Source organism: Rhodococcus sp. PML026 (genome assembly GCF_000963615.1).
Taxonomy (GTDB): domain Bacteria; phylum Actinomycetota; class Actinomycetes; order Mycobacteriales; family Mycobacteriaceae; genus Rhodococcoides; species Rhodococcoides fascians.
This window is the reverse complement of sequence record NZ_KQ031376.1, coordinates 743,122-768,684: the sequence shown is the minus strand read 5'-3', so window position 1 is coordinate 768,684 and position 25,563 is coordinate 743,122. Positions and strand designations below refer to the sequence as shown.

Below are 25,563 nucleotides of genomic sequence, written 5' to 3'. Positions count from 1 at the left end.
CGCGCATCGACTGCTGCGTGATCGCAATCCGCTGGTGCAGTGTCTGACCAATACGGTGTCGGTGCAATTCGTCGCCAACGCCCTGCTCGCGGCAGGTGCGGCTCCGGCGATGGTCGACAATCCGGAGGAAGCGGCCGGCTTCGCCGAGATCGCCGACGCGGTTCTGGTCAATCTCGGAACTCCGACGGCCGCGCAGGTGGAAAGTTCTTGTCTGGCGTCCGCTGCCGCACGAGCAGCGGGAAAGCCGTGGGTACTCGATCCGGTGGGAGCGGGCGGGCTGCCGTGGCGAACCCAGGTCGCGGTGGAACTACTTGCCAATCGGCCCAACGTGATTCGCGCAAATGCTTCCGAGGTGATGGGACTCGCGGGCGCTGAGGGTGGATCGAGAGGCGTGGATTCGTCTGCGCACGTGGCGGACTCCGTCGACGCGGCGCGTTCTCTCCTCGACCGCGCCGAGGTCGTAGCGGCCTCGGGCGAGGTCGACCTCATCTTCGCGCAAGGTTCGACGGTGAAGATCGGCGGCGGAAGCGCACTGCTGCAACGAGTTACGGCCACCGGATGCGCATTGGGTGCGCTGACGGCGGCGTACTGTTCCGCTTCTCCGTCTGCGTTGATCGGTGCCGTCGCCGCGCACGCGCACGTGGCGGTCGCGTCGGAGATTGCGGCTCGCTCGACGTCGCGTCCGGGTACCTTCGCTGCTGCATTCTTGGACGGACTCGACGCGGTGGACGAGTCGGCACTGCGCGAATTGGTTCGGCTCGACTGACGAGTGCAACTGGCGCTCCACTCTGTGGCGGCTTCCGCTGAAATACCGCGGACCGGGCGGGGAGTGGAGCAAGAGTTGCCTGCGCCGGCAGGGTTCAGGCCCATTGATCGAAATGTGATGTAACGGAACATGTCCACGAGGGGACATACCTGGCGTCGGGCAAATCGAGCCAGGTGGTCTTCATGAAACGACTTCTGCTCCTCGCAGTCGGTGCAACAGCTCTCGTCGCGTGCGGCGGATCGGAGCAAGGAACGCCGTCGGCAGCACCGTCCTCGGCCGTTCCGCCAACCACCCAGGCAACCACCCAGGCAAGTCCGGCACCGGTGACACCCGACCCGGCCACCGTGACCGAGGGAGCGCAGCCGCAGCGAACGCCACCCGAGGAGGCCAGTGACCTGGTTCCCATGGGTCCGTCGGAAGCCGAGCCACTGTGCCTGGATCTGACGTGGGGGCCGGTACCGCAGGCGGTGGACTCGCTGCCGCTCGTGTTCGCAGATTCACCGTGGGTCGCCACCGACATGGGCGATCCCTGTGCGTCGTTCACCTGGGTCGAAGCGCTCCCGTCCGGGGCAACGGTGAGCTCGCCGACACATCTGCTCTTCTTCCACGACGTCGAGTACCTCGGCACCGCGACGCTGGAGCCGTACGGGTTCACGTCGGTGGCGGCCCAGTCGGCCGACACGATCACAGTGAACTACCGCTGGCCACTCGCCGGTGACGCCAATGCGAATCCGACCGGCGGACCTGCGACGATCGACTACCAGTGGGACGGAACGCAAGTGACCATGATCGGCACCCTCCCGCCCGAGGTCACCGGCTAGATCGAGACGGACGATTCCTCGGGAAGTTCGCGGATTTCGGCGTCGGACATCTCCTTGAAGCGGCCGTAGTAGATGCCCCTTGCCTGTTCCGCGACCACGGCCTGATGGATGGGGAATGCCATTCTCGGAGCCACCGCACGCAGGAACTCGACCGTCTCGGACAGCTTCGACCACGGTGCGGCCGCGGGCAGTGCCAGTACCTCGACCTGTTGCTCGGGAACGAACAACGAGTCACCGGGATGGAACAGTTGCCCCGGGTTCTCGGGAGTGCCGAGAAGGTAACCGGTGTTGTCGATCTCCGGCAGTTCCGGATGGATGACGGCGTGCGTGCCGCCGACTCCGGTGACGGTGATGCCGCCCACGGAGAAGTCCTTGCCCGCCGGGGCCGCGATCCATTTCCCTCCGAGCTGGCCTGCCGTCATGGGATCGGCATGCAGCTCGGCGCGGGGATTGGCGTCGAGAAGTGCGGGAAGTCGCTGCAGATCAACATGATCCGGGTGCTGGTGAGTGACCAGGATGGCGTCGAGCCCGGTGATGCCCTCGAATCCGTGAGAGAACGTGCCGGGATCGAACAACACCGTGGTGCCGTTGAGTTCGACCAGAACGCAGGAATGTCCGAAGTGTGTCAGCCGCATGCACTCCACAGTAAGCGCGGTTTCGCTCCGCTGGCCAGGGCTGCGTAGACTCCCACCTGCCGGTAACTGTCTTGCTGTACGTATTTCAAGGAGCGCTTTCGTGGCCCGAGTCGTAGTCGATGTCATGCCCAAGGCCGAGATTCTCGATCCGCAGGGTCAGGCCATCGCAGGTGCGCTGGGCCGGCTGGGAATCTCCGGTGTGTCCGATGTGCGTCAGGGCAAGCGCTTCGAGCTCGAGATCGACGATTCCGTCGACGACGCAGCACTCGAGAAGCTTGCGGAATCGCTGCTCGCCAACACGGTGATCGAGGACTGGAAAGTGACTCGCATCTCATGAGCGCCCGCGTAGGAGTCATCACGTTCCCCGGAACTCTCGACGACGTCGACGCATCCCGCGCCGTGACTCTCGCCGGCGGCGAAGCCGTCAGCCTGTGGCACGCCGACGCCGATCTGAAGAACGTCGATGCCATCGTCGTCCCCGGCGGATTCTCGTACGGCGACTATCTGCGGGCCGGTGCGATCGCCCGCTTCGCTCCCGTGATGGAGTCCGTCGTCAAGGCGGCTGAGGGCGGGATGCCGATCCTGGGTATCTGCAACGGTTTTCAGGTGTTGTGCGAGGTCGGACTGCTTCCCGGAGCGTTGACGCGCAACGAGGGCCTGCATTTCGTGTGCCGCGACCAGTGGTTGAAGGTCGAGAATGCCGGCACGGCATGGTCGTCGCGATACGAGCAGGATGCCGAGATATTGATTCCGGTCAAGAACGCCGAGGGCCGATTCCAGGCATCGCAGAGCGTGCTCGACGAGCTCGAGGGTGAAGGCCGCGTCGTGTTCCGCTACAGCGGGAGCAACCCCAACGGCTCGCAGCGCGGTATCGCCGGAATCTCGTCGGCAAACGGTCGGATCGTCGGCCTGATGCCCCACCCCGAGCACGCCACCGAGCCGTTGACCGGCCCGAGCGACGACGGGCTCGGCATCTTCTACTCGGCACTGGACGCGATCGTCAACGCCTGATTTTCGTGTCGGTGGGTGGGTCTAATCTTCCGCCATGACACTGACCCTGGGCATGATCACGTTCGATTCCACCGACCCGGGCCCGCTCGCTCGCTGGTGGGCCTCACAGGTCGACGGATCGATCGTCGAGGAGAACGACGGCTGGTTCTACGTCGTCGCACTCGCTTCGGCCCCGTATCGACTGGCCTTCCAGAAGGTCGACGACCCGACGCCGGGTAAGAATCGCGTCCACCTCGACATGACCGCCGAGAACCTCGACGACGAAGTCTCTCGGCTGGTCGAGTCGGGTGCGAGCGAGGTCGAGCAGCACACCATGGGTGACTTTCGCTGGGTGACGCTGAGCGATCCCGACGGCAACGTGTTCTGCGTATCCGGGGCGCACTGAGCAGCGGATGCCCGCCTAATCGTGGGTGACCCTCGTCGTTGGCGTTCTGGCCGTCGTCGGAGTCGCTCTCATCACCAGCACCGAACGCAAGGTGCTGCTGGCCGTTGCGGGCCGGTCTGCACGTCGCGCACTGGCGCAACCGCGCGAAACCGAGGACACTGACGGCGAGAGCGAGCAGGAGGACCCGCGATGACCACCACCGACGAACGCAACATCAAAGCACCACGTCCAAAGGTCGCCGCTGCCGCTGCCCGCGCGTACATCACCATGGCCGAACGCGATCATCAACCCGTCCCCGACTGGATTCGCGAGGCTGCAGCGGGACGACCGACCACCCCGCCGCCTGAATAGCGGGTCTGTCGGCACGTGATCTCGGTCAGGCCGCGCGTGCGCGTAGTTCGGTCAACGCTGAGGTGAAGATACCCGTAGGCCCGTGCGTCACGTCGCAATACTCGCCGTCTCGCCAGAAGAACACCGAGCGCGACAGTGGGCTCGGTGTATCGCGAGAGAACACGTCGGCCAGCTCGGCGAGTGCGGTGGCTGCCGCGACTGCGTCGTCGGCGTCGCGGGGCCGATGAAAGGCGAATTCGTACGCGTTGGGGACGGCGAAGAGTACGCCGTACAGGCATTCGCCCAGATGCGACGAAATCAACGTGGTCATATCGGCGATCTTCGACGCGAGATAGATCGAATCGCCGTCGAGCACCTCGATGCAGACCCCCTCGCGTTCGAGCAACTGCGCTCCCTCGAACTCGATCGCCGCAGTGTTCTTGCGACCCGCAGCCCACGCAGCGTCGATGTCGCGCCCCTCGAAGTGACTGTCGGACAACGTCAGAGCTCGATTCGGAGACGACAGATTCAACACCCGCCTCGGCGCATCGGGTGCCGCGAGCAGGGGAACCGAATAACTGTACGAACCCATCGATTCCAACACGCACGGCGCGACGACGCGTTCACGGAGTTTCGAATGGAACTCGTCGTCGGACAGGCCTGCGATGAACGCCGGAGCGGACTCGCGCATCGCCTCGATCATGACCTGGACATGGCCGCCGATGATGCTGTCCCACGCCGACCGGGGCGCACCCGAGCAGCGGGCGAACACGTTGTCGAGCGGGAAGCGTGCACCCGACTCCGCACCGAGCGTGGTCGCATCCTCACGGTGCACCACCATTCCGCGGGTACGAAATGCTTCGATCGTTTTCATTCGAACGATGGCGAGTGTGGTTGCGTGAGCGACGTGTTGGTTCGGTGTCGGCTCGATCTTCATGTTTCTCCCCCGGTCGGTGTGTGCTCTCGGGGTGTTCGACGCGGCGGCTGACACAATGGTTCCCATGTCGTCCTCTGCCTCTGCTGCCGGTCTCTGCAACTTCGTCGACGTCTCGCCGTCCCCGTTCCATGTGTGTCGGACGGTGTCGGTGCAGCTCGAGGACGCCGGATTCGTACGTCTGGACGAGACCGATGCCTGGCCGACCGAACCAGGCCGCTACTACTTGATCCGCGGCGGTTCTCTCGTCGCGTGGAGCACCGAGCACATCAATTCGGGTCGTTCCGCAGGCTCCACTCCTGATGGCCCCTTCCGCATCGTCGGCGGACACACCGACAGCCCCAATCTCCGGGTGAAGCAGCATCCCGATCTCGAATCGGCGGGTTGGCAGATGGTCGGCCTGGAGCCGTACGGCGGTGCCTGGCTGAACTCCTGGCTCGATCGCGACCTGGGTATCTCCGGCCGGCTCAGCGTGCGCGACGGCAACACCGCTCGCGAGGTGCTCGTCAAGGTGGACGAGCCGATCCTCCGCGTTCCGCAGCTGGCGATCCACCTGTCCGAGGACCGCAAAGGCGTCACGCTCGATCCGCAGCGGCACGTCAATGCCATTTGGGGCGTGGGTAACTCGCCACGATCGTTCATCTCCTACGTCGCCGACCGCGAAGGCGTCGATCCCGGTTCGGTGCTGGGCTGGGAACTGATGACACACGACCTGGCGCCCAGCGCGGTGGTGGGCGTCGAATCCGAGTTGGTCAGTGCGCCGCGTCTGGACAACCAGGGCACGTGTTACGCCGGAACGCAGGCTTTGCTTGCTGCAGTGGAGAATCCGACCGACGTCACTCCAGTGCTGGCACTGTTCGACCACGAGGAAGTCGGCAGTATGTCCGACCGCGGCGCGTTCTCGGACCTGCTCAACACCGTGCTCGAACGCATCGTGCTCGGGCGCGGCGGCGGTCGTGAGGAATTCCTGCGCACGATGGCCGGATCCATCTGTGCCTCGGGCGATATGGCGCACGCGACGCATCCGAACTACCCGGATCGTCACGAGCCTGCACATCGCATCGAACTCGGCGGCGGACCGGTACTCAAGGTCAACCAAAACCTGCGCTACGCAACCGATTCCGCCGGTGCCGGTGCATTCGCACTGGCCTGCGAGCAAGCCGACGTACCGTTGCAGCGCTACGTCCATCGCGCGGATCTACCGTGCGGATCGACCATCGGACCGATCACCGCGTCGCGCACCGGGTTGTCGACGGTCGACGTCGGCGCAGCGCAACTCGCCATGCACTCGTCCCGAGAGTTGATGGGAGCCGGCGACGTGAAGGCATACGCCGACGCGTTGGCGGCTTTCCTCGCCCCTGCCTGAGCCAGATCGGCGGCGCAAACGCGCGCGCAATTGTCAGGTGCGCGCGGATTCGTGCCCGATTCCGGGGCTGTTTCGCTCGCGTTCGGCAAACGCGCGCGCGTTTGAGAAATCCGGGGGGTGAACCAGCGACCCGGAAGCGAACCCGAGACCAGCGACCCGAAAACCTAGAGCGGATCGAGTTGCAGGCAGGCGTCGGCAGCGAGCCAGAACAACTGTTCGCGCACCGTTGTTGCCTTGGTCCAGCCGCGGTGATCCCAGTCGGCGGCCAGGGAGTCTCCCGCGTAGAGGAGTTGCGCGAATCGGACTCCGCGGAATCGGGCGACTGCGCAGAAGGCCGACGCTTCCATGTCGACCGTTCGGCAGCCTTCGTCGACGCGGCGCGAGACTCGGCCGCGGGTCTCGCGGTAGAGCGCGTCGGTGGTCCAGGAGCGGCCGGTGACGAAGTCGATGCCGGCGTCGGTGAGTACCGATTGGAGTACGGCGACGCCTGCGGGATCGGCGTCGACCACTCGACCGGGTGGCAGGTAGTGGAACGAGGTTCCTTCGTCGCGCAGGGCGCTGTCGACGACCATGACGTGTCCCATGCCCAGGTCGTCGGACAGCGCCCCGGCACCGCCGACAGCAACGAACTGTGTGCAGCCCATGGCGATGGCTTCTTCGAGGAACAGTGCGGCCAGTGGCGCTCCGACGCCGGGATGGAAGACGGCAAGTTTCTGTCCGCCTCGTTCGATCTCGTAGACGGGGTGTTCGCCGTGCTCGGAGCGCATGATCGACACCACTCGGGCGTCGCCTTTCGCGCAGATGCTCTCGATCACCTCGGCGAAGAAACAGACGACGGCTTTCGGCGGTACGTCGACTCCCTTGGCCACCATCGACGGGTCGATGACGCCCGTTTCGTCCAGATCGTCCTCGGTCAGTGCAATGTCCATCAGGTGATGTTCGCACGAGGCCGATACGTCCGATGCCGTACATGTCGGCGGCACCTTATAGACTCTCCCTGGCATTTCGCTCCATCGAAGGGACCTATTCCTCGTGTCCGCTAGCTCTGTACCCACAGACACTGTCTCGAACGCCGTCGCCACCCCCGACGTTGCGCAGCCGTACAAGGAACTCGGACTCAAGGACGACGAATACGTCCGCATCAAGGAAATCCTCGGTCGTCGGCCCACGGACGCCGAATTGGCGATGTACTCCGTCATGTGGAGCGAGCACTGCTCGTACAAGTCCTCGAAGGTGCATCTGAAGTACTTCGGCGAGACCACCACCGACGAGATGCGCAAGCCGATGCTCGCCGGTATCGGCGAGAACGCGGGCGTCGTCGACGTCGGCGACGGCTGGGCCGTCACGTTCAAGGTCGAGAGCCACAATCACCCGTCGTACGTCGAGCCCTACCAGGGTGCGGCGACGGGCGTCGGCGGCATCGTCCGCGACATCATGGCCATGGGCGCTCGCCCGATCGCCGTCATGGACCAGCTGCGATTCGGTGCTGCCGATGCACCCGATACGCGCCGTGTCCTGAGCGGCATCGTCGCAGGCGTCGGTGGGTACGGAAACTCCCTCGGCCTACCGAACATCGGCGGCGAGACGGTGTTCGACGCCTCCTACGCCGGTAACCCGCTGCTCAACGCTCTGTGTGCCGGCGTCATGCGGGTCGAGGACATGCACCTGGCGTTCGCGTCGGGCCTGGGCAACAAGATCATTCTGTTCGGTGCACGAACGGGTCTCGACGGCATCGGCGGTGTGTCCGTGCTCGCGTCGGAGACGTTCGACGGCGACGAGACCGGTGGGGGCCGCAAGAAGCTTCCCGCGGTTCAGGTGGGCGACCCGTTCACCGAGAAGGTGCTCATCGAAGCCTGCCTCGAGCTGTACTCGAACAAGTTGGTCGTCGGCATCCAGGATCTCGGCGGTGCCGGATTGTCCTGCGCCACATCGGAACTCGCGTCCGCCGGCAGTGGTGGCATGCACATCGAGCTCGACAAGGTGCCGATGCGCGCCACCGGCATGACTCCGGCCGAGGTGCTCTCGAGCGAATCCCAGGAGCGCATGTGCGCCGTGGTGACCCCCGAGAACGTCGACGCATTCATGGCCGTCTGCAAGAAGTGGGACGTCCTGGCCACGGTCATCGGTGAGGTCACCGACGGCGAGCACCTCCAGATCACCTGGCACGGCGATACCGTCGTCGATGTACCGCCGAAAACCGTTGCGCACGAAGGCCCGGTGTACAACCGTCCGGTGCAGCGTCCGGATACCCAGGACGCGTTGATCGCGAACAGCACGGCGTCGCTGAAGCGTCCGGAAACCGCGGACGAGCTGAAGGCCACTCTGCTGAAGATGATCGGCTCGCCGCAGCTGTGCAGCCGTCGATTCATCACCGAGCAGTACGACCGCTACGTCCGCGGCAACACCGTGCTGGCCGAGAACGCCGATGCAGGCGTGATCCGCATCGACGAGAAGACCGGTCGCGGAATCGCTTTGGCCACCGACGCGTCGGGCCGCTACACCGCACTCGACCCGTACCAGGGCGCGCAGCTGGCTCTGGCCGAGGCGTTCCGCAACGTCGCGGTCACCGGCGCCACTCCCAAGGCCGTCACCAATTGCCTGAACTTCGGTTCGCCGGAGGACCCGGGTGTCATGTGGCAGTTCCAGCAGGCCGTACGCGGTTTGGCGGACGGGTGTGTCACCCTCGGCATCCCGGTCACCGGCGGCAACGTCAGCTTCTACAACCAGACCGGCGCGGAGCCGATCCTGCCGACCCCCGTGGTCGGAGTGCTGGGCGTCATCGACGACGTCCATCGCCGCATCCCGACCGGGCTCGGCCTCGAGCCCGGCGAGACACTCATCCTGCTGGGGGAGACCCACGACGAGTTCGACGGGTCCATCTGGGCGCAGGTCGAGCACGATCACCTCGGCGGCGTTCCGCCGAAGGTCGATCTCGCTCAGGAGCAGTTGTTGGCAGACATCCTGCTCGCATCCTCCCGCGACGGCCTGGTCTCGGCTGCACACGACCTGTCCGAGGGTGGTCTCGCTCAGGCCGTCGTCGAGGCAGCCTTGGCCGGCGAAACCGGTTGCCGCATCATCGTTCCCGAAGGCGCAGACCCGTTCGTGACCTTGTTCTCCGAATCCTCCGGCCGGGTGCTGGTCGCCGTGCCGCGCACCGAGGAGACCCGGTTCACCGGGATGTGCACCGCACGCGGACTTCCGTGGGCGCGAGTGGGCGTCGTCGACGAGGGCTCGGATTCGATCGAGGTCCAAGGGCAGTTCTCCGTGCCGATGACGGAACTGCGGGAGACGTTCGAGAGCACTCTTCCCAGACTCTTCGGCTGACCGAGGTGGGGGGACAGGTATCGGAGCGTCGAAGGGGGACCGAGCCCACACTCGAGCAGGATCAGCATCATCGGTATCACTTTCCGACGGTGGAGTTCTCGGCTCCGTCGCCGGAGAAGCATCCGTTCGTCATGTGGTCGTGGGGCCTGCTGCGTCTGGACTTCACCGGAATCGCGTTCAGCGCGTTGTTCTTCTGCTGGTCGCTGACGCCGTCGCTGCTGCCTCGTGGATGGCTGTTCCAGGGCATCATCGGCGGCATCAACTCGGCTATCGGGTACGCCTTCGGGGTGGCCGTGGGATGGGCGGTGACGCGATGGTGGCTGTCGTCGCGTTCGTGGTGGCCATTGCCGCGCAAGGTCGAACTTGCAGTCAAGGTCGTCGTACTCGTCGTCGCCGTCGCTGCGTCGATGATCATGCTGGCGGTCTCGGCGCAGTGGCAGCGTGAACTCGCCGCGCTCATGGACGCGGAGGGGACCACCACGACGGGGTACCTCCGCACCGGAGCGTTGAGCATTGCCATTGCCGCACTGCTCATCTCGATCTCGCGGGTGCTGCGCGACGTCGTCCGATTGCTCGCCCGTCAGATCAATCGCATCGTCAAGATGCCACGCGAGGTGGCCAACGCACTCGGCGTGATCGTTCTGGTGGTGTTGGTCGTCGCCCTGGTCCAGGGTGTGCTGTTGCGTGCGGTCTCCGAGGTGACCAACTCGGTGTTCAGTCTGCAGAACGACGAAACGCGAGAGGGCACAGAACAACCCGTCGCCGACGAGAGGTCGGGTAGCCCGAATTCGTTGGCACCGTGGGACACACTCGGATTCGAGGGCCGCAACTTCGTCTCCAGCGGCCTGCGAGCCGACGAGATGGAACGGGCCACCGGACGTCCGAGCCTCGAACCCATTCGGGCCTACGCCGGACTGGAAACCGCGGAGACTCAGGACGAACGACTCGATATCGTCGTCGCCGAACTCGAACGCACCGGCGCGTTCCAGCGCAAAGCGCTCATCGTCGTGCCGACCACCGGCACCGGCTGGGTCAACCCCACCGCCGTCGAGGCCGAGGAGCTGATGTTCGACGGCGATGTCGCCACCGTCGCCTCCCAGTACTCGTATCTGCCGAGTTGGATCTCGTTCATCGCCGAGGGCGACAAAGCCGCCCAGGCAGGCAAGGCGCTGATCGACAAAGTGCACGACCGGTGGCTGCAGGAGCCCGAGGCCACCCGTCCCAAGTTCTACGTCTACGGCGAAAGTCTGGGGACGAAGTCCGGTGAAGGCGCGTTCGACGGGTTGGCCGACATCCGCGCCACCACCGACGGCGTCCTGTGGGTGGGTCCGCCGAACGACAACCGCATCTGGAGTCAGTTCGTCAGCAGGCGTGATCCGGGCAGCCCCGAGGTTCGGCCGGTGTACTCCGAGGGCCTGACGGTTCGCTTCGCCGACAATTCGTCGGGCATCCCGCCGGAGGATCAGCCCTGGTACGCCCCGCGCATCCTGTACGTCCAGCATGCGTCGGATCCGGTGGTCTGGTGGTCACCCGACCTGCTTTTCGAGCGCCCGGACTGGCTGTCCGAGCCGCCGGGGCCGGACCGACTGCCGAGCATGCGTTGGTTCCCGGTGGTGACCTTCTGGCAGGTGGCAGCGGACCTGACCAACGCAGCAGGCGTCCCCGACGGCCACGGTCACAACTACGGCACCCTCGTGCTCGACGGCTGGGTGGCCGTCGCCGCTCCCGAGGGGTGGACCGACCGCGACACCGAACGAGTGCGCGGCGTCATGGAGCAGTTCGCCGGACGTGACGGTCCCGAGAAGTGAGAACCGCTCTGGCAACCGGAGTGGAGCCTGCGGAACGACCCATTCTGACCGGACTCGTGACAACGGCGTGGAGCACATACGTGCTGCCTGCGGCCGGGCTCGGAGCCCGCGGGCGGGCAGTGGCCAACGCGTCGTTCGCCGTCGCTGTGGCTGCGGTGTCGGGATCGAATGCCGAACGGCTGGGCCTGCGTAACGCCGCATCCGGGCTGAAATGGGGAGCGGCTGCGGCAGCGATACCCGTCCTGGGGTCTGCGGTGGTGGCCGCCGTACCCGCACTGCGTCGACGCGTCCGTCCGTCCGAGGACGATCTCGCGGAGTGGGTGCTGTTTCGGATTCCGGTGGGGACGGTGCTGACCGAGGAGTTGCTCTTCCGCGGTGTGCTCGATGCGGCATCGCCTGCCCTGTCGCCGGTCTTCTTCGGACTGTGGCACATTCGTCCCGCCCGCGCCGCCGGGGATTCGGTGGCCGGGACCGTTGCCGCGACGACCGTCGCCGGGGTGGTGTTCTCGTGGCTGCGGGCGCGCAGCGGCAGTGTGCTCGCCCCTGCTGCGCTGCACTACGCACTCAACGCGAGCGGTGCCGTGTTGGCGCATCTCGCGGCGACCGAACGTGAGAGGAGCTGACCGGAGATGCCACCGCACAAGGAGGTCGGTCCCGCCGAGGTGCGCGAGGCCGTTCTGGCCGTCGCGGGCTGGATCCGAGGTGAGGCCGACAAGCCGCCACGCGCACAGATCGCCGCCGCCGTGCGCACCACGGCCAGGACTCTCGGTCAGAACGCACCGGGGTCGTCGGTGGAGGTGCGGGTGCCGCCGTTCGTCGCGGTGCAGTGTATCGTCGGGCCCCGGCACACCAGAGGAACCCCGCCGAACGTCGTCGAAACCGATGCTCTGACATGGCTTCAGGTGGCTACCGGGACCCGGGATTTCGCCGAGGCGCTCGGCGACGGCTCGATCGACGCGTCCGGCAGCCGGGCCGTCGAGGTGGGTCGTTGGTTGCCGTTGCTGACCATCACCTGACCGCCGGATTTCAGCGGCCGTTCGACCGTCGGGAATCTCCTGGACACACGATGCGTTGTGTCAGCCCGTGTGCCCGTAGACTGGGCACGGCCCCCCGCCCCGGACCCCCTAGGGAGCAATGCCCGTGACCAACGCCGATTTGTCGGTCGACAGTCCGAATCTTCTGGTAGGCAAACCCATCGACGAGCCGGAGAACGAGCCGCGCGAAGAGTGTGGAGTGTTCGGTGTGTGGGCACCGGGCGAGGACGTGGCCAAGCTCTCGTACTACGGCCTCTACGCACTGCAGCACCGTGGGCAGGAAGCCGCAGGCATCGCGGTGTCCGACGGCTCCCAGGTGCTCGTGTTCAAGGATCTCGGCCTGGTCAGTCAGGTGTTCGACGAGCAGACGCTGGGCGCGATGCCCGGGCACGTCGCCATCGGTCATTGCCGTTACTCCACCAGTGGGTCGGTGACGTGGGAGAACGCGCAACCGATCTTCCGTACCACCACTGCCGGTACCGGTATCGCGCTCGGGCACAACGGCAATCTGGTGAACTTCGCCGAACTCGCCACCAAGGCTCGCGATGCGGGCCTGATCAGCGATCGATTGCAGGGCAACGGGACGTCGGATTCCGATGTCGTGACGGCACTGCTGGCGCACAAGGCCGCCGACTGCACCATCGAGCAGGCGGCCATGGAATTGCTGCCCCTGCTCAAAGGCGCGTTCTGCCTGACCTTCATGGACGAGCACACCCTCTACGCCGCGCGTGATCCGCACGGCGTACGGCCGCTGTGCCTCGGTCGCCTCGATCGCGGCTGGGTCGTCGCCAGCGAGACCGCAGCACTCGACATCGTCGGTGCGGCGTTCGTCCGCGACATCGAGCCCGGCGAACTGTTGGCGATCGACGCCGACGGCGTTCGGTCCTCGCGTTTCGCTGCCCCCGAGCCCAAGGGCTGCGTGTTCGAGTACGTCTATCTCGCACGGCCCGACAGCGTCATCGGCGGTCGCTCGGTGCACTCGACTCGGGTGGAAATCGGACGTCGTCTCGCCAAGGAGCATCCGGCCGAGGGTGATCTGGTCATCCCGGTGCCCGAGAGCGGAACTCCGGCAGCCGTGGGCTTCGCCCAGGGCTCGGGAATCCCGTACGGCCAGGGGCTCATGAAGAACGCGTACGTGGGCCGCACGTTCATTCAACCGTCGCAGACCATTCGCCAGCTCGGTATCCGGCTCAAGCTCAACCCTCTCAAAGAGGTCATTCGCGGCAAAAGGCTCGTGGTGGTGGATGATTCGATCGTTCGCGGCAACACGCAGCGGGCGCTGATCAGGATGCTGCGCGAGGCCGGCGCCCTCGAGATCCACGTACGTATCGCGTCCCCGCCGGTGCGGTGGCCCTGCTTCTACGGCATCGACTTCGCTTCTCCCGCAGAGCTGATCGCCAACGGCGTCGATTCCGAGGACGGAATCCTCGAAGGCGTCCGGCAAGCCATCGGTGCCGACTCGCTGGGCTACATCTCCATCGACGGCATGATCGCGGCGTCGGAGCAGCCCGAATCGCGCTTGTGTGCAGCATGTTTCACCGGGAAGTACCCCATCGATCTGCCCGCGGACAATGCACTAGGCAAGCACGTGCTCGAGGGTCTGCTGGCGTCGGCCGCTGGGCAACCGGTGGACAACGACGCGAATGTGAGCGCTCTCAGCCGTCCTTGACCTGGTCTTTTCCGTTAGGGAACAGCAGGGTTTTCTCAATGCCACATATTGGAAACAGTCCATCGGTACTGTCCCGAGTTACATAGGACACACCGATTGGATAGAGGCTCAGATGACCCTGTCGCCCGACGACGGACGCATGCAGCGCTACAGCGCCGCATCACGAACGGCTGTGCGTAAGCACGGCAAGAAGACCGCCGCAGTGGCCGCACTGTCGGTACTCGCACTGACCGCCGCAGCGTGCGGCTCGGGACGCACCGACGCCGGTGGATCCGGCGACGGCGGCGGCGGTGAGACCATCACGGTCGGCACCACGGACCAGGTAACCTCGCTCGACCCGGCCGGCTCGTACGACAACGGATCGTTCATGGTGATGAACCAGACGTATCCCTTCTTGATGAACTTCGCTCCCGGCAGCTCCGAGCTCGAGCCCGATGCGGCCGAGAGCTGCGATTTCGCGGAGCCGACCGTCTACAAGTGCACGCTCAAGGACGACCTGAAGTTCGCCAACGGCAATCCGCTGACGAGCGAGAGCGTCAAGTTCTCGTTCGACCGCATCGTCGCGATCAACGATCCGAACGGGCCTGCGTCGCTGCTGACCAATCTCGACAGCATCGCGACACCGGACGAGAAGACCGTCGAGTTCACCCTCAAAGCGGCCAACGATCAGACGTTCCCGCAGATCCTCGCGACACCCGCGGGCCCGATCGTCGACCAGACAGTATTCCCGGCCGACAAGGTGCTCGACGACGACGCAGTGGTTGCGGGCAAGCCGTTCGCCGGCCCGTACTCCATCTCCAGCTATGGCAAGAACTCACTCGTCAGCTTCGTGGCCAACGGGGACTACAACGGCATTCTCGGCACCCCGAAGACGTCGTCGGTCAACGTGAAGTACTATACCAGCTCCGACAACCTCAAGCTCGATGTGCAGAACAAGGCCATCGATGTGGCATGGCGCTCCCTCACCCCGACCGACGTCGAATCGCTGGGAGCCGTCGACGGTCTGACGGTGCACGAGGGCCCCGGCGGCGAGTCCCGCTACATGGTCTTCAACATGAACACGATGCCCGGTAACACCCCCGAGCAGAAGTTGGCCGTGCGCAAGGCGATTGCGGCCTCGGTCGATCGCCAGGCGCTCTCCGACGGCGTCTACAAGGGCACGTACACCCCGCTGTACTCCGTGGTGCCGACCGGTCTGGAAGGTTCCAACAAGGCCTTCTCCGACGTCTACGGTGAGACACCCAACAAGGACGAGGCTGCTGGATTCCTCTCCGCCGCAGGCGTCGCCACTCCGATCCAACTCAACCTGCAGTACAACCCGGATCACTACGGCTCGAGTTCGAGCGAGGAGTACGCCGCGATCAAGAGTCAGCTCGACGCGACGGGCTTGTTCAACGTGAACCTGCAGTCCACCGAGTGGAGCACGTACACCAAGGAACGCGTCGCCGACGCGTACCCGGTCTACCAGCTCGGCTGGTTCCCGGACTACCCCGATGCAGACAACTACCTGACGCCGTTCTTCGGGCCGGACAACTTCCTCCAGTCGCATTTCGAGAACCCGGAGATCACGTCACTGCTCGACCTCGAGCGCACGACGGCCGACGAGAACGCACGGATGCAGATCATCGGACAGATTCAGACCGAGCTCGCGACCAACTACCTGCCGACCCTTCCGCTGTTGGAGGGCAAGCAGATCGCCGTCGCCACCGATGAGATCAGCGGTGTGGACGAGACCCTCGACGCCTCGTTCAAGTTCCGCTTCGTCACTCTCGCCAAGAGCTGACCGGTGCCCGCTACCGCACAGACGCCGGTAGGGGAGAAGAAAGCGCAACAGGCGAGCGCGCCGTCACGATACGGCGCGCTCGCCCGCTATCTCGGGATCAGGTTTCTGCTGATCATCCCGACTGCCTGGATTCTCGTCACCGTCGTCTTCTTTCTGATGCGTGTGATCGGTGACCCGATCACCGCCGCCCTCGGCGGTCGACTACCCGCCGAACAGATCGCCCAGCGCAAGGCCGAGGCCGGATACGACCGGCCGATCCTGACGCAGTACTGGGAGTATCTGACCGGATTGTTGCGCGGCGACTTCGGCCGCTCCGCCACCGACAATCGCGCGATCAGTGACGTCCTGCTCGTCAACGGTGCTGCCACACTGGAATTGGCGTTCTGGGCGCTGCTCGTCGCGTTCGCGGTCGGCATCCCGCTCGGGTTCTACGCCGCCACCCATCGCGACCGGTTCGGTGACGCGTCGCTGCGAATCTTCGCGATCCTGGCGTACGCGGCCCCGGTGTTCTTCGTCGGCATGCTGCTCAAGCTGCTGTTCGCCGTCAAGCTCGGCTGGCTGCCGGTCGCCGGGCGGGCCAGTACCAATGTGGAACTGGCACTGCAGAACGTCTCCCCGAAGACGAACATTCTGATCATCGACTCGTTCCTGTACGGCGACACGGGTTACACCGTCGACGTGCTCGAACACGCGGTTCTGCCCGCTCTTGCGCTCGGCCTGCTGACGGCCGGTGTTTTCCTGCGATTGGTGCGAGTCAACCTGATTCAGACGTTGCAGGCACCGTTCGTCGACGCCGCCCGCGCGCGCGGGTTGAGCGAGGGCACGGTGACGAGGCGACATGCGTTCCGCAACGCCATGATTCCCATCGTCACCGTCATCGGACTGCAGATCGCCGTCCTCCTCGGCGGTGCCGTACTCACCGAGACGACCTTCGAGTGGCAAGGACTGGGCTACGAACTCGCCCGTTATCTGCAGGCCCGCGATTTCGTTGCCGTGCAGGGCATCGTGACGTTCCTGGCCGTGGTGGTCGCCGTCGTCAGCTTCGTCACCGACGCGATCGTCGCCCTGATCGACCCGAGAGTGAGGTTCTGATGAGCACCGAAGTCGTGCTGTCCGACGTTCCTCCCACCCGTCCGCACCGCAGAGGGTTCCCCGGCGTCGCGTTCGTGAAGTCCACCTCGGGATTGCAGCGGGTCACGCTCATCGTCGGGTTGGCGCTGATGGTGGGGTTCGTGATCGCGGCGCTGTTCGCGCCGATTCTCGCGCCGTATGGTTTCTCGCAGACCAGTGACGCCGGTGCGGATTTCGCCCGCCAAGCCGCGCCGTCCGCGGATCACTGGTTCGGTACCTCGGTTCGCGGTGAGGACGTGTTCTCGCGGGTGATCTACGGTGCCAGAACCGCATTGATGGTCATCGCCTCGTCGCTGGTGCTGTCCCTGATCATCGGCGTTCCCCTCGGTCTGGCCTCGGGTTACATCGGCCGCTGGTTCGACCGGGTGCTCGTGCTGTTCATGGACGCGATGTACGCATTCCCGTCTCTGCTTCTCGCCGTGGTCATCTCGATCGTCGTGGCAGGCGGTCAGTCGTCGAGTTTCGGCGGTATCGCCTCCGCGGCCATCGCCATCACGGCGATCTTCGTGCCCCAGTACTTCCGGGTGGTCCGCAACGCGACGGTCGCCGTCAAGACCGAACCGTACGTCGACGCCGCGCGGGTGACCGGAGCCGGTACACCGCGAATTCTGTTCCGGCACATACTCGCCAACGTGGTGCAGACACTGCCGGTCATCATCACGCTCAACGGAGCCGAGGCCATCCTCACCCTCGCCGGGCTCGGCTTCCTCGGGTTCGGGATCGAGCCGACCTCCGCCTCGGAGTGGGGATACGACATCAACAAGGCCCTACCGGACATCTCCAACGGCATCTGGTGGACGTCCGTGTTCCCGGGCCTGGGCATCGTGCTGGTGGTCCTCGGTCTGACCATGGTCGGTGAGAGTGCAAGCGAGACACTCAATCCGCTGCTGCGCACTCGCAAGAAGTTCAAGAAGGCGGTGAAGGTATGACATCGAGTGTCGTGACTCCACGCGAGTCCGCATTGTCGGTGCAGTCGTTGTCCGTTTCGTTCGTCACCGATGCCGGCGAAGTCGATGCCGTCACCGAGGTCTCGTTCGAGGTCTATCCCGGTGAAGTTCTCGCCGTCGTGGGGGAGTCGGGGTCGGGTAAATCCGTCAGTGTCCGCTCCGCCATCGGGCTGCTGCCCGATACCGCGCGAGTCGACGGGCACGTGGTTCTCGGCGGGCAGGACGTCACCACGCTGAACGACAAGGCGTGGGCGAGGCTGCGGGGCAACAAGATCTCGATGGTGTTCCAGGAACCGGGCAGCGCTCTCGATCCGCTGTTCACCATCGGGTATCAGATCGTCGAGGCGCTGCGAGCGCACACCCGCGCAGACGGTAAACGGATGGGCAGAAAGGATGCCAAGGCGCGGGCCATCGAGTTGTTGACGATGGTGGGGTTGCCGAACCCCGAGCAGCGCTTCTCGTACTACCCACACGAGCTCTCCGGTGGCCAGAAGCAACGCGTCATGATCGCGATCGCCATCTCGTGTGAGGCGAAAGTCATCATCGCCGACGAGCCGACCACCGCCCTCGACGTCACGGTGCAGGCCGAGATCCTCGAGCTGCTGCGCGATCTGAAAGACCGGCTCGGGTGCGCCATCGTGCTGATCACCCACAGCATGGGCGTCGTGTCCGATCTGGCGGACCGCGTCGTCGTCATGCAGAACGGCCGAGTCGTCGAGGAAGCGCCGGTGGCACAGCTGTTCGACGCCCCCGAAGACGAGTACACCAAAAAGCTGCTGGCCGCGGTGCCGACCCTTGCTGCAGTGGAGTCGGACAAGACCGTCGACACGTCGGGCGAGCCGGTACTCGAGGTCTCGCAGCTGGTGGTGCAGTTCTCCGGTGGGGTCGGCTCCTCGGCATTCCGAGCGGTCGACGACGTCTCGCTGACCATCCACCGCGGCGAAACCCTCGGTCTGGTGGGCGAATCGGGCTCGGGTAAGTCGACGATCGGCAGGTGCGTTGCAGCGCTCCAGAAGCCGACCAGCGGCAGCGTGACGGTGATGGGACAGAACATCGCCGGCGTGAGCGAGCGCAAGCTCAAGCCCTTGCGCAAGCGATTCGGATTCGTCTTCCAGGACCCGTCGGCGTCGCTGAACCCGCGGCTCACCGTCGGACAGTGCATCGCCGAGCCGATGATCGTGCACAAGTACGGCTCCAAGGATGCGATCGCGGCCAGGACCACCGAGCTGCTCGACGCCGTGCAGCTACCGTCCGGCACCGACAAGCGTTACCCGCACGAGCTGTCCGGTGGGCAACGGCAACGCGTCAGCCTGGCGCGGGCACTGGTGCTGGGACCGGATCTGGTGGTCGCGGACGAGCCGACCAGTGCACTCGACGTCTCGGTCCAGGCGGCCGTGCTCGACCTGTTCGAGGCGCTGCAGCGGGAGTTCGGTTTCGCCTGCCTGTTCATCAGCCACGATCTGGCGGTGGTCGATCGCGTCGCACATCGGGTGGTGGTGCTGCGGGGCGGCCAGGTCGTCGAGCAGGGCACGCCGTGGAAGATTCTGCGCTCGCCGGAGGAGGAGTACACGAAGAAGCTGTTGGCCGCCATCCCGGGCAAGCGGCTGCGCACGTAAATTCTTCCCGCCAGCGGGCACTCCGGTACCGTTAGGGCGCTATCTGCGCCGCTACGCACGGTTCGCGTGCTTGGGGGCGCTGACATGAACGAGTACACAGGCTGGAGCCGAATGACCGAGGAATCCCAACCCACGAGCGCAACTCACTCGGGCGGTGCCTCCTACGCGGCGGCCGGGGTCGATATCGCCGCAGGAGACCGAGCAGTTCAACTGTTCGCGCCACTCGCCAAGAAGGCCAGCAGGCCCGAGGTCATGGGCGGTCTCGGTGGTTTCGCCGGTCTGTTCGCGCTCAAGGGCGACTACCGCGAGCCGGTCCTGGCTGCCTCGACCGACGGAGTCGGCACGAAGGTCGCCGTCGCCCAGGCCCTCGGCAAGCACGACACCCTGGGTCTCGACCTCGTGGCCATGGTCGTCGACGATCTGGTCGTGTGCGGAGCCGAGCCGCTGTTCCTGCAGGACTACATCGCCGTCGGCCGTGTCGTTCCCGAGCAGGTCGCGGAACTGGTCAAGGGCATCGCCGAGGGCTGCATCATCGCCGGTTGTGCCTTGCTCGGCGGCGAGACGGCCGAACACCCGGGGCTGATGGCCGACGGTGACTACGACCTTTCTGCCACCGGCATCGGCGTCGTGGAGGCGGACTCGATCCTCGGACCCGAGCGCGTGCGTCCCGGCGACGTCGTCATCGGCATGGGATCGTCCGGTCTGCATTCCAACGGCTACTCGCTCGCTCGCAAGGTGCTGCTCGAGATCAACCACATGGATCTCGGCGGACACGTCGAGGAGTTCGGCCGCACACTCGGCGAGGAACTGCTCGAGCCGACGAAGATCTACGCCAAGGACTGCCTCGCACTCGCGGCCGAGACCGACGTGCGCACGTTCTGCCACGTGACGGGCGGCGGACTCGCCAACAACCTCTCGCGCGTCATGCCCGAGGGTCTCGTGGCCGAACTCGATCGGACCACGTGGAGCCCGGCCCCGATCTTTTCCCTCATCGCGCAGCGCGGACGCGTCGAGCGGGCCGAGATGGAGCAGACGTTCAACATGGGTGTCGGCATGGTCGCGATCGTCGCCCCCGAGGACGTCGATCGTGCTCTGGCAGTACTGACTGCACGGCACATCGACTGCTGGACGCTCGGCACGGTCAAGAAGGCTGCGGGCAAGGACGTCGCCGACGAGCGCGCGCTGCTGCTGGGTAACCACCCGAGGTTCTGACCGGCCGGTCATACGACGAACAAGTGAGGGGGAGCCGCGGTGCGGCTCCCCCTCAGTCGTTCAATGCACAGTTTCTAGCGTCGCCAGTCCTCGTACTCGTCTTCCTCGACTCGGGAATGCACATCCGAGTCAGAGTGGATGCCGCCACGATGGGAGTTGGACGAACCACCGGAGAGCTCTCTTTGCAGACTCTCCAAGTCCGTTGTCGGCGAGCTGTACTTGAGCTCACGAGCGACCTTTGTCTGCTTTGCCTTAGCCCTGCCTCGGCCCATGGCGGTGCCCCCTCGCGGACTTGCGGGGCGGCCTGGGGAAATTTGGCGGCCCCGTTAGAGTTGGTATTTCTTCCTGGCACACACTCTAGCGCGCGAATCGCCGCGATGCGCATACGGCACCACGTGTCGATGCCGGGCCCCGCGGCGCGACACGCCCGGGGCAGGGGTCCGCGCTGCCTGTACCTGCGCATATCCGTGCTCAGGCGAACTATCTTCGCGCTACGACACGAAAACAGTAGTGCTGCGCGTCATGGCCTCCGCGACGATTTCAGCGCCGCCGCCGCGTCGCGGTACACCTTCGGTGCCAATCCGGGCTCGTCCAGAAGAGTCTGCATCGCCGCGGCGTCCCGGCCCTCGAAGAGCATCCGCACCGTCACCGCGTGCCGAGGAACCGATTCGACCGTCACCGAATCACCGGCGGCGAAGACCCCGGGCTCGAGCACTCGGAAGTAAGCGCCCACATCTCCCCGGGCCGTGAATCGGCGAACCCACCCCGGCTCGCCCATCCACCGCGCGAACGTGCCGCAGGGCTTGCGTGCGATGGTTGCCTCCAGCGTCACCGTGCCGATGCGCCACCGCGTCCCGATCACCGCGTCGGTCACCGGGACGCCGCTGGTCCGCAGATTCTCGCCGAACCGTCCTGGCTCGACGGGCGCACCCAGCTGATCGGCCCAGTACCGGGCTTCTGCCTCGTCGTAGGCGTACACGGCTTGATCGAGACCACCGTGGAACTTGGTGTCGCGACAGTGGTCCCCGCCGATGCCGAGCTCGTGCACATCCACCGGGCCGTGCACGGGCCGCTTGTCGATGCCGCTGTCTACGACGCCGCGCCGCCCGAACGGGACGTCGGCATGCACCACGCAGACCGCCGAGACGGTCCCGGTCACCGGCCGCGTAGGCGATCGACGGCCGCGCGGCCGGCCTGCACGTCGTCGTACGAGGGGATGGAGTCGGGGTCGATCGACGCCGCACACGGACCCGCCTCCAGGGCGGTGTCCACCGGAATCGTTCTCTTGACCAGCGCGAGGGCAACGGGCCCGAGCTCGAAGTGGTCGACAACGGTCCCCAGACGCCCCACCGCGCGGCCACCGGCGGTGACAGGGTCGCCGGTCTCGGGCCGTCCGTCGGCGGAACCGTCGAGATGCAGGAGTACCAGGTGACGCGGCGGTCGACCGAGGTTGTGCACCCGCGAGACGGTCTCCTGCCCGCGATAGCAGCCCTTCTCCAGATGAACCGCCCCGAACTCGGCTGCACTGCCGATCCATCGGACCTCGTGCGGAATGGTCTTCTCGTCCGTGTCCACGCCCACCCGCGGTCGCACCGATTCGACCCGCAACGCCTCGTACGCCCAGGTTCCGGCCGGGGCGGCACCGGCGTCGCGGAGGCGAAGGAACCAGTTGCTCAGACCTGCTCGGGGGACGACGACGTCGTACGAATTGGGACCCGGCCAGGGCATCCGCCGGACGAAGCCGCCGCCGTCCACTGCCGACGCGCCGTAGATCTCGCTCGGAACCGGGAGTCCCGCCTTGTCCAGAATCGATGCCGCGTCGGATCCGAGGACGGAGAGAACGGCGAGTTCGTCGGCCTCGCGGGGTTCGGCCTTGGCCCAGAAGACCATCTTCTTCAGGAACGACAGCAGATCCGGTCCCTGTGCATGTTCGGTATCGATGTAGGTGATCCCGCCCAGATCGGTCTGTACGAAGTGATGCTCGATCCGGCCGTTGACGTCCAGGCTCAGGTTTTCGGCCGAGCTGCCGTCGGGCAGGTCCGAGACGAGCTGGCTCGAGATCGTGTTCAGCCAGCTCGAGCGCTCGTCGCCGCTGATGGCGAGCACGAATCGGTGGGATCGATCGATGACGGCGGCTGCGCTGACGGCACTGCGTTGTTCGCCGAACGGATTGCCGTAGTGCCAGGCGACGCCGGCATCGACGCTGTCGTCGGGAGAGGGCACTGCGCCGGGGAGAGTGAGAAGAGGACTCGGGGTGATCGTCACAGGATCGGACACCACTCCATAGTAGGAGCACCCGGCCACAGCCTTTAGGGTGGCGGCATGTCGGAGTCGGTAGTGGTGACGTTGGACGGCCGAGTGCACGACGCGGATCGGCCGTTGCTGTTCGCCGACGATCTGGCTGCCGTGCGTGGTGACGGCGCGTTCGAGACGCTGCTGGTGCGTGACGGCTCGGCCTGCGGCGTCGAGCTGCACCTGGCGCGTCTGGCCGTGTCGGCGGCGGCCCTGGATCTTCCCGTCCCCGATCCGGATGCCTGGCGCGCAGTGATCGAGCAGTCGGTCGGCCTGTGGACGGAGAAGTCCACGGACGAGGGCGTTCTGCGGTTGGTGCTGAGCCGTGGTCGTGAGGGCGGCGGCGATCCGACGGCGTTCGTGACGCTGGGGCCACTGCCGGGTCGAGTGCGAAACGCCCGGGAGAACGGGGTGTCGGTGATGACGCTCGATCGGGGCTACTCGGTCGACTTCTCCGCCGGTGCGCCGTGGCAGCTGGCAGGCGCGAAGACGTTGTCGTACGCGACCAACATGGCCGCGCTGCGCCACGCTGCCCGCCAGGGCGTGGACGACGTGATCTACCTCAGCAGCGAGGGCAGAGTGCTCGAGGGACCCCGGTCGACGGTGGTGGTGGCGCGCGGTAAGACTCTTGTCACACCGTCGGTCGAGCAGGGCATCCTGGCGGGCACCACAGTTGCCGCCCTGTTCTCGGTGGCCGAGGCGGCCGGCTGGACGTGCGAGCACGGACATCTGTATCCAGCGGATCTCATTGCAGCGGAGGGTGTTTGGCTGGTTTCGAGCGTCACGCTGGCGGCGCGGGTGACATCGATGAACGGCGTCGTTCTGGGGCGGCCCAGCCGCGCGGACGAGGTGCCCGAGATGGTCGATCTCGCGGTGGAGACCGTCCGGATGCTCTGAGGGCCCAATGGCCCTGCCGAAAGACTCTTCCCTACTACTACTCGTAGTAGTACATTCGAATCAGTCGCGGGCCAATGCCCTGACCTGCGGTGTTGCCCGTCACAGCTCGGGTGGAAGAGTTCGGAGTATCGATGGACGCGTTGGATGTCTCGCGGTGGCAGTTCGGTATCACCACCGTTTATCACTTCATTCTCGTACCCCTCACCATCGGCCTCGCGCCGATGGTGGCGGCCATGCAGACCATGTGGGTGATCACCGGCAAGGATTCCTGGTATCGACTGACCAAGTTCTTCGGCAAGCTGTTCCTCATCAACTTCGCACTCGGCGTCGCAACGGGAATCGTGCAGGAGTTCCAGTTCGGAATGAACTGGAGCGAATACTCACGATTCGTCGGCGACGTGTTCGGTGCGCCCCTCGCACTCGAAGGACTGGTCGCGTTCTTCCTCGAGTCCACCTTCCTCGGTCTGTGGATCTTCGGATGGAGCAGACTACCCAAACTCGTTCACCTGGCGACCATTTGGCTCGTCGCCATCGGCGTCAACGCCTCGGCCTTCTTCATCATCGCAGCCAACTCCTGGATGCAGCATCCCGTCGGCGCGATCTACAACGAAGAAACCGGCCGCGCCGAGCTGACCGATATCTGGGCCCTGCTCACCAACAACACTGCGCTGGCGGCCTTCCCGCACGCGGTAGCAGGTGCATTCCTCACCGCCGCAACCTTCGTCGCTGGCATCTCCGGTTGGTGGATGGTGCGCGAGGCGCGAAAGAAGAAGTTGGATGAACCAGCCACCGACTCGCGCTCGATGTTCCGATCGGCAGCACGCATGTCCTTCATCGTCATGATTGTCGCGGGTGGGGCGCTCGCCATCACCGGAGACATTCAGGGCAAGCTCATGTTCGAGCAGCAGCCGATGAAGATGGCCTCCGCAGAATCGTTGTGCGACACCGAAACCGGAGCCAGCTTCTCGCTCCTGACCGTGGGTACCCACAACAACTGCGAATCCGTGGTGCACCTCATTGCGATCCCCGGCCTCACCTCGTTCCTGGCGGAGAACGACTTCGGTGCCACTGTGCAGGGCGTCAACCAACTACAGGATCAGTACGAGCAGCAGTTCGGACCGGGCAATTACAAGCCCAACCTGTTCGTCACCTACTGGGCCTTCCGAATGATGATCGGTCTGGCCGCAGGCTCGGCGCTGCTCGCTGTCGCGGGACTGTGGGTCACCCGAGGTGGCCGGATTCCCGACCAGAAGTGGTTCTCCTGGCTGTCACTGCTGGCCATTCCGACGCCGTTCCTGGCCAACAGCGCCGGCTGGATCTTCACCGAAATGGGGCGTCAGCCATGGGTTGTCGCGCCCAACCTCTCGGGAGTCGATCAGATCCGGCTCACCGTCGACCAAGGCGTCTCCGACCATCCCGTCGGCCTCGTCGTCGCCTCGCTGGTGACGTTCACACTGCTGTACGCCGCTCTCGGAGGTGTCTGGTTCTATCTGCTTCGGCGCTACGTCATCGAAGGACCTCTCGACCACGACGCGCACCCGCACGTCGACCCACCGGAATCGGAAGACGATGAGCCCAAGCAGCTCTCGTTCGCGTACTAGG

General features: G+C 65.4%; 26 protein-coding genes. 20 read left to right on the top strand and 6 right to left on the bottom strand.

The window, feature by feature from the left end:
• The first annotated feature begins 10 nt into the window (after positions 1-10).
• Together thiM and VF34_RS23215 are read left to right on the top strand one after the other, a co-directional pair.
• Positions 11-766: a hydroxyethylthiazole kinase gene (thiM, locus tag VF34_RS23220; RefSeq protein ID WP_082079241.1), complete on the top strand. Its 756-nt coding sequence runs from the start codon at positions 11-13 to the stop codon at positions 764-766.
• A gap of 182 nt (positions 767-948) precedes the next feature.
• Entirely contained in the window at positions 949-1,587 is a 639-nt protein-coding gene (locus tag VF34_RS23215; RefSeq protein WP_032373775.1) for an LppP/LprE family lipoprotein, read from the top strand.
• Here the strand turns inward: VF34_RS23215 and VF34_RS23210 are convergent.
• Positions 1,584-2,222 carry an MBL fold metallo-hydrolase gene (locus tag VF34_RS23210; RefSeq protein ID WP_032367483.1) on the bottom strand — a complete coding sequence of 213 codons (639 nt, stop codon included), beginning with the start codon at positions 2,220-2,222 and terminating at the stop codon, positions 1,584-1,586. The genes VF34_RS23215 and VF34_RS23210 overlap by 4 nt on opposite strands.
• Positions 2,223-2,322: 100 nt before the next feature.
• On the opposite strand from VF34_RS23210, the gene purS reads away from it, so the two are divergent.
• From purS to VF34_RS25135, 5 genes are read left to right on the top strand one after another with little or no spacing between them, the layout of a single operon-like run.
• On the top strand, positions 2,323-2,559 hold the full coding sequence (purS, locus tag VF34_RS23205) for a phosphoribosylformylglycinamidine synthase subunit PurS (protein ID WP_032373767.1): 237 nt from the start codon (positions 2,323-2,325) through the stop codon (positions 2,557-2,559).
• Positions 2,556-3,233 (top strand): phosphoribosylformylglycinamidine synthase subunit PurQ, encoded by a 678-nt coding sequence (gene purQ, locus VF34_RS23200; RefSeq protein ID WP_027495839.1) that lies wholly within the window; start codon positions 2,556-2,558, stop codon positions 3,231-3,233. Before purS ends, purQ begins: the two co-directional genes overlap by 4 nt.
• Before the next feature lie 34 nt (positions 3,234-3,267).
• Positions 3,268-3,618, top strand: coding sequence for a VOC family protein (locus VF34_RS23195; protein WP_032373765.1), 351 nt, complete (start codon positions 3,268-3,270; stop codon positions 3,616-3,618).
• 25 nt (positions 3,619-3,643) lie between these two features.
• Entirely contained in the window at positions 3,644-3,811 is a 168-nt protein-coding gene (locus tag VF34_RS25140; protein ID WP_155289529.1) for a hypothetical protein, read from the top strand.
• Positions 3,808-3,969: a hypothetical protein gene (locus VF34_RS25135; RefSeq protein WP_155289528.1), complete on the top strand. Its 162-nt coding sequence runs from the start codon at positions 3,808-3,810 to the stop codon at positions 3,967-3,969. Before VF34_RS25140 ends, VF34_RS25135 begins: the two co-directional genes overlap by 4 nt.
• A gap of 25 nt (positions 3,970-3,994) precedes the next feature.
• On the opposite strand, the gene VF34_RS23190 is transcribed toward VF34_RS25135, so the two are convergent.
• Positions 3,995-4,822: a hypothetical protein gene (locus tag VF34_RS23190; RefSeq protein WP_174557233.1), complete on the bottom strand. Its 828-nt coding sequence runs from the start codon at positions 4,820-4,822 to the stop codon at positions 3,995-3,997.
• 118 nt (positions 4,823-4,940) lie between these two features.
• On the opposite strand from VF34_RS23190, the gene VF34_RS23185 reads away from it, so the two are divergent.
• Complete coding sequence (locus VF34_RS23185; RefSeq protein WP_032373773.1) at positions 4,941-6,248, top strand: M18 family aminopeptidase; 1,308 nt, start codon at positions 4,941-4,943, stop codon at positions 6,246-6,248.
• 164 nt (positions 6,249-6,412) lie between these two features.
• Here VF34_RS23185 and VF34_RS23180 read toward each other — a convergent pair whose 3' ends face one another.
• Positions 6,413-7,177 carry a nucleoside phosphorylase gene (locus VF34_RS23180; RefSeq protein WP_230595212.1) on the bottom strand — a complete coding sequence of 255 codons (765 nt, stop codon included), beginning with the start codon at positions 7,175-7,177 and terminating at the stop codon, positions 6,413-6,415.
• A 103-nt stretch (positions 7,178-7,280) separates the two neighbouring features.
• Between VF34_RS23180 and purL the strand changes: the two genes are divergently transcribed.
• The 10 genes from purL to purM all read left to right on the top strand — a co-directional run bounded on the left by purL (position 7,281) and on the right by purM (position 20,772).
• Entirely contained in the window at positions 7,281-9,572 is a 2,292-nt protein-coding gene (gene purL / locus VF34_RS23175) for a phosphoribosylformylglycinamidine synthase subunit PurL (protein WP_045842056.1), read from the top strand.
• Positions 9,573-9,703: 131 nt separating this feature from the next.
• The gene (locus VF34_RS23170; protein ID WP_230595216.1) at positions 9,704-11,380 is read left to right on the top strand and encodes an alpha/beta hydrolase; all 1,677 of its coding nucleotides are present in this window, start codon (positions 9,704-9,706) and stop codon (positions 11,378-11,380) included.
• 41 nt (positions 11,381-11,421) lie between these two features.
• Positions 11,422-12,003, top strand: coding sequence for a CPBP family intramembrane glutamic endopeptidase (locus VF34_RS23165; RefSeq protein ID WP_032367509.1), 582 nt, complete (start codon positions 11,422-11,424; stop codon positions 12,001-12,003).
• A gap of 6 nt (positions 12,004-12,009) precedes the next feature.
• On the top strand, positions 12,010-12,396 hold the full coding sequence (locus VF34_RS23160; protein ID WP_032373762.1) for a sterol carrier family protein: 387 nt from the start codon (positions 12,010-12,012) through the stop codon (positions 12,394-12,396).
• Positions 12,397-12,520: 124 nt separating this feature from the next.
• Positions 12,521-14,083 (top strand): amidophosphoribosyltransferase, encoded by a 1,563-nt coding sequence (gene purF / locus VF34_RS23155; RefSeq protein ID WP_032367510.1) that lies wholly within the window; start codon positions 12,521-12,523, stop codon positions 14,081-14,083.
• A 139-nt stretch (positions 14,084-14,222) separates the two neighbouring features.
• Positions 14,223-15,866 (top strand): ABC transporter substrate-binding protein, encoded by a 1,644-nt coding sequence (locus VF34_RS23150; RefSeq protein WP_045842145.1) that lies wholly within the window; start codon positions 14,223-14,225, stop codon positions 15,864-15,866.
• 96 nt (positions 15,867-15,962) lie between these two features.
• A complete protein-coding gene (locus VF34_RS23145) occupies positions 15,963-16,958 on the top strand; it encodes an ABC transporter permease (protein ID WP_032367512.1) in 996 nt (331 codons plus the stop codon).
• A complete protein-coding gene (locus VF34_RS23140; RefSeq protein ID WP_032367489.1) occupies positions 16,958-17,926 on the top strand; it encodes an ABC transporter permease in 969 nt (322 codons plus the stop codon). Before VF34_RS23145 ends, VF34_RS23140 begins: the two co-directional genes overlap by 1 nt.
• Positions 17,923-19,560: an ABC transporter ATP-binding protein gene (locus VF34_RS25730; protein WP_032373761.1), complete on the top strand. Its 1,638-nt coding sequence runs from the start codon at positions 17,923-17,925 to the stop codon at positions 19,558-19,560. Before VF34_RS23140 ends, VF34_RS25730 begins: the two co-directional genes overlap by 4 nt.
• A gap of 111 nt (positions 19,561-19,671) precedes the next feature.
• Positions 19,672-20,772 carry a phosphoribosylformylglycinamidine cyclo-ligase gene (gene purM, locus VF34_RS23130; RefSeq protein WP_027495851.1) on the top strand — a complete coding sequence of 367 codons (1,101 nt, stop codon included), beginning with the start codon at positions 19,672-19,674 and terminating at the stop codon, positions 20,770-20,772.
• 74 nt (positions 20,773-20,846) lie between these two features.
• Here the strand turns inward: purM and VF34_RS24805 are convergent, their stop codons facing one another.
• From VF34_RS24805 to ygfZ, 3 genes are all read right to left on the bottom strand, one after another.
• Positions 20,847-21,044, bottom strand: coding sequence for a DUF3073 domain-containing protein (locus VF34_RS24805; RefSeq protein WP_072692062.1), 198 nt, complete (start codon positions 21,042-21,044; stop codon positions 20,847-20,849).
• A 248-nt stretch (positions 21,045-21,292) separates the two neighbouring features.
• The gene (locus tag VF34_RS23125; RefSeq protein ID WP_032373760.1) at positions 21,293-21,931 is read right to left on the bottom strand and encodes an MOSC domain-containing protein; all 639 of its coding nucleotides are present in this window, start codon (positions 21,929-21,931) and stop codon (positions 21,293-21,295) included.
• Positions 21,928-23,049 carry a CAF17-like 4Fe-4S cluster assembly/insertion protein YgfZ gene (ygfZ, locus tag VF34_RS23120; protein WP_032373771.1) on the bottom strand — a complete coding sequence of 374 codons (1,122 nt, stop codon included), beginning with the start codon at positions 23,047-23,049 and terminating at the stop codon, positions 21,928-21,930. The genes VF34_RS23125 and ygfZ overlap by 4 nt, the downstream gene beginning before the upstream one ends.
• 45 nt (positions 23,050-23,094) lie before the next feature.
• Between ygfZ and VF34_RS23115 the strand changes: the two genes are divergently transcribed.
• Complete coding sequence (locus VF34_RS23115; protein WP_032373759.1) at positions 23,095-23,961, top strand: aminodeoxychorismate lyase; 867 nt, start codon at positions 23,095-23,097, stop codon at positions 23,959-23,961.
• Positions 23,962-24,092: 131 nt separating this feature from the next.
• Positions 24,093-25,562: a cytochrome ubiquinol oxidase subunit I gene (locus VF34_RS23110; protein ID WP_027495855.1), complete on the top strand. Its 1,470-nt coding sequence runs from the start codon at positions 24,093-24,095 to the stop codon at positions 25,560-25,562.
• Position 25,563: the final 1 nt, after the last annotated feature.

Bases quoted from the DNA above. Each gene is read 5' to 3' on its own strand.
- VF34_RS23150 (WP_045842145.1), top strand. From the start codon at position 14,223: ATGCAGCGCTACAGCGCCGCATCACGAACGGCTGTGCGTAAGCACGGC.
- VF34_RS23185 (WP_032373773.1), top strand. From the start codon at position 4,941: ATGGTTCCCATGTCGTCCTCTGCCTCTGCTGCCGGTCTCTGCAACTTC.
- VF34_RS23140 (WP_032367489.1), top strand. From the start codon at position 16,958: ATGAGCACCGAAGTCGTGCTGTCCGACGTTCCTCCCACCCGTCCGCAC.
- VF34_RS25730 (WP_032373761.1), top strand. From the start codon at position 17,923: ATGACATCGAGTGTCGTGACTCCACGCGAGTCCGCATTGTCGGTGCAG.
- VF34_RS25135 (WP_155289528.1), top strand. From the start codon at position 3,808: ATGACCACCACCGACGAACGCAACATCAAAGCACCACGTCCAAAGGTC.
- VF34_RS23190 (WP_174557233.1), bottom strand. From the start codon at position 4,822: ATGAAAACGATCGAAGCATTTCGTACCCGCGGAATGGTGGTGCACCGT.
- purM (WP_027495851.1), top strand. From the start codon at position 19,672: ATGACCGAGGAATCCCAACCCACGAGCGCAACTCACTCGGGCGGTGCC.
- VF34_RS23180 (WP_230595212.1), bottom strand. From the start codon at position 7,177: ATGGACATTGCACTGACCGAGGACGATCTGGACGAAACGGGCGTCATC.
- purQ (WP_027495839.1), top strand. From the start codon at position 2,556: ATGAGCGCCCGCGTAGGAGTCATCACGTTCCCCGGAACTCTCGACGAC.
- VF34_RS23115 (WP_032373759.1), top strand. From the start codon at position 23,095: ATGTCGGAGTCGGTAGTGGTGACGTTGGACGGCCGAGTGCACGACGCG.
- VF34_RS23110 (WP_027495855.1), top strand. From the start codon at position 24,093: ATGGACGCGTTGGATGTCTCGCGGTGGCAGTTCGGTATCACCACCGTT.
- VF34_RS23160 (WP_032373762.1), top strand. From the start codon at position 12,010: ATGCCACCGCACAAGGAGGTCGGTCCCGCCGAGGTGCGCGAGGCCGTT.
- VF34_RS24805 (WP_072692062.1), bottom strand. From the start codon at position 21,044: ATGGGCCGAGGCAGGGCTAAGGCAAAGCAGACAAAGGTCGCTCGTGAG.
- VF34_RS23215 (WP_032373775.1), top strand. From the start codon at position 949: ATGAAACGACTTCTGCTCCTCGCAGTCGGTGCAACAGCTCTCGTCGCG.
- VF34_RS23195 (WP_032373765.1), top strand. From the start codon at position 3,268: ATGACACTGACCCTGGGCATGATCACGTTCGATTCCACCGACCCGGGC.
- VF34_RS23170 (WP_230595216.1), top strand. From the start codon at position 9,704: ATGTGGTCGTGGGGCCTGCTGCGTCTGGACTTCACCGGAATCGCGTTC.
- VF34_RS23210 (WP_032367483.1), bottom strand. From the start codon at position 2,222: ATGCGGCTGACACACTTCGGACATTCCTGCGTTCTGGTCGAACTCAAC.